The organism is Parasphingorhabdus sp., from assembly GCF_049667325.1.
Lineage (GTDB): Bacteria > Pseudomonadota > Alphaproteobacteria > Sphingomonadales > Sphingomonadaceae > Parasphingorhabdus.
Genome location: NZ_JBATHY010000092.1, coordinates 1 through 2,880, shown reverse-complemented (window position 1 = coordinate 2,880; position 2,880 = coordinate 1). Strand labels below are relative to the sequence as shown.

Sequence of the window (2,880 nt, the reverse complement as noted above, 5' to 3'; positions counted from 1 at the left end):
GCCAGCGTACTGTCGCCCGGTTTCAGATCGATCCAGGCATGTTCCGGCTTGTCCTCAACCAGCGGCCGCAACTTGAACAGATTGTCGTTGGTCAGCACCGCGCCCTTGGGGTTGCCGGTGGTGCCGGAGGTGTAGAGTTGCAACACGCCTTCCGCCGGGTCGCATAGGGGCAGTTCGCCCGGCGTGGTTGCGGCGACAAAATCGGCCAGCGCCGGCAGGGCTGTACCCGGCTTTGTGCACAATATATTTTTGGTGTCGGACGCTGCTTGCGCCGCCTGCTGTGCGGTCTCGACAAATTCCGGTTCGCAAATCAGCAGGGGTGCGCGTGTATCTTTCAATACATAGGCTACTTCCGGTGCGGCGAGACGCCAGCCAATCGGAGCGATGACCATACCGGCGCGACTGGCGGCGGCAAACAAGGTGAAATAGAGACCACTATTCTTGCCCAACCAGCAAATCCGATCGCCCTTCACTAGGCCCGCGCCGGTAAATGCGCGGGCATATTCGGTCACACGCCTGTCGAGTTCGGCATAGCTGACCAGACCGTCGCAATCGTCAATCGCGATATTATCCGGTGTCTTCGCTGCCCATTGGGCGATCGAAGATCCCATGCATCTGCGTGTCTCTGTCATTCGCCCGCTCCTATCCAATTTGCCACCCTGTTAATCGGGCGGTTAGCGCAAGGCAAGAGCAACTATGTCAGCTTTTTCGGTATATAAGCGAAATATTATTAGCAGGCATCTCGCTCAGGCTTTCCTGAACAAACCCGTTGCGAGTCGCCAGCGCGTCCATATCGGCGACATCGCGCAGGCCCCATCGAAGATTGCGGCTTTTGAGGCTGCGTTCGAAATCAAGATTGCCCGGGGCGGTTTCGACTTCATCGCGCAGATAGGGACCATAGAGATAGAATGGCGCCCCAGGATCGAGCAGTTTGCCAGCCTTTTCGAACAGCCCGATGCTGGATTCCCACGGGCTGATGTGGACCATGTTGATGCACAGGATCGCCGCCGGTTTCGGCACGTCCCATAGCGCTGCCTGCGCATCCAGTTGTAGCGGCGGCAGAACATTGGCCATCGCTTCGCGCTTGCTCCACGCGGCTATCGACTGGAGGCATGCCGGATCGGGATCGCTGGGCTGGAAGGTCAGACCGGGAAAAGCCTGGCCAAAATAGACGACATGTTCGCCGGTGCCGCTGGCGATTTCCAAGATGGTTCCGCGATCGGGCAGGATGCCGCGCAGGACTTTCACTATTGCATCGCGGTTGCGTAGCGTTGCCGGGGCATGACGCTGCCTACCCGGAATTGCCGTGTCAGTGGACCAATGTTTTGAATCAGCCATCACAAGGACCTATCATTTGCCTGCCCCACGATATTGAGATATTGGTCTGAGCCATGATGGAAGTATTTCGCCTCGAAGAAGACAGCGCGCAAGTGAAATTTCCCCCGCCGTTCGTTTATATCGGTTTCCTGTTGACCGGATTGTTGCTCGACCGGCTGAGCGGTCGAACGCCCGACTTCATTCCTGTCCTCGACTGGATCATGGTGGCCGGCGGGATTGCAGCGCTGGCCGGTATTTTCTTCATGCTCGCCGGATCGAGCCGCTTCAGACAGCTCGGCAATAATCTCGAGCCGTGGAAGCATGCCAATCAGATCGTCAGTTCGGGCATTTACCGCTACACCCGCAATCCGATGTATCTGGGGATGGCGCTGCTCTATCTCGGACTGGCGTTGCTGTTCCGCAGCAGCTGGGCGATCATCTTGTTGCCGGCGGCGGTCCTTGTCATTCGTACGCAGGTGATCGCGCGGGAAGAGCGCTATCTGGCAGCCAAATTTGGCGACGAGTATCTGAGCTACAAGGCCAGGGTTCGCCGCTGGCTCTAAAGCCACAACCCTAATCCATCCGCCGCCAGATTGCGGCGAGAAAACTGCCGATAACCACATGATAGACAGCGGAGATGGCGCTCGGCACCGGGGCCAGGGCCGCCTGCATCGGAGTGGCAAACTGGGCCGCGAAGCTTGGCGTTGACGCCAGACTGGAGCCGAGGCCGCTATTCTGCATACCGACTTCGATACTGATGGTGCGGCGCTCCGCCACGCCCATCCCCAGCGCCTTGGTGATCAGATAACCAAGACCGAAGCCGAACATGTGAAGCAGCAATATTGCCAGCATCAACGCGCCGAAATGCGCCTCGATCAGGGCCTTGCTATTGGCGATGATCCCGCCAACGATCAACACGATAACGATGATCGAAGCGAGCGGAGAAATGATCGCAATCTTCTCGGTCAATTTCGGCAGATAGCGGTTGAACATTACGCCTGCCACGACCGGCAAGAGCACGATCGCGACCATGTTGATGAACAGGTTCCACTGGTCAATCTCGACATATTTCCCGGCCAGCCATCCGGTCAGCAGCGGCGTCGCGATAACCGCGATCAGCGTTGAGGCCATGGTCATGGTCACCGACAGCGCGAGATTGGCGTTCGCGAGATAGGCGACGACGTTGGAAGCTGTCCCGCCGGGACAACAGGCTACCAGGATCAGACCGACGGCGAGACCCGTCTCGAGCCCGAACGTCACCGCCAGAAATATCCCCGCCAGCGGCATCACCGTGAATTGCAGGATGACACCCGTCGCCACGCATCCCGGGATTTTCGTGATCCGTTTGAAATCGTCGAAAGACAATGTCAGGCCCATGCCGAGCATCACCAGACCGAGCAGGACGCTGACCAGAGGCTGGCCAAGCGGCCGGAACCGGCCGTCGACGACCCAGAGAAAATGTTCCGGCACAAACCATGCCCAGCCTGTCCCCAATATTGTCCACAGGGCGAAGAGGTTGGTGAGACGGTGGATCAAATTATCCTCCCTGCGGCGAAGCCGTGG

General features: G+C 58.5%; 4 protein-coding genes. 1 reads left to right on the top strand and 3 read right to left on the bottom strand.

Going from position 1 to position 2,880, the window contains the following annotated elements:
• Positions 1-632 (bottom strand): AMP-binding protein (locus WBM93_RS05105; protein WP_424429046.1); only part of this gene is annotated, 632 nt, incomplete at its 3' end.
• A 67-nt stretch (positions 633-699) separates the two neighbouring features.
• Positions 700-1,338: a DUF938 domain-containing protein gene (locus WBM93_RS05100; protein ID WP_424429043.1), complete on the bottom strand. Its 639-nt coding sequence runs from the start codon at positions 1,336-1,338 to the stop codon at positions 700-702.
• A 53-nt stretch (positions 1,339-1,391) separates the two neighbouring features.
• Between WBM93_RS05100 and WBM93_RS05095 the strand changes: the two genes are divergently transcribed.
• Positions 1,392-1,880, top strand: a complete 489-nt coding sequence (locus WBM93_RS05095) for a methyltransferase family protein (protein WP_424429040.1) — start codon at positions 1,392-1,394, stop codon at positions 1,878-1,880.
• A 10-nt stretch (positions 1,881-1,890) separates the two neighbouring features.
• Here WBM93_RS05095 and WBM93_RS05090 read toward each other — a convergent pair.
• On the bottom strand, positions 1,891-2,880 hold a 990-nt coding region (locus WBM93_RS05090; protein WP_424429037.1), incomplete at its 5' end, for a bile acid:sodium symporter family protein.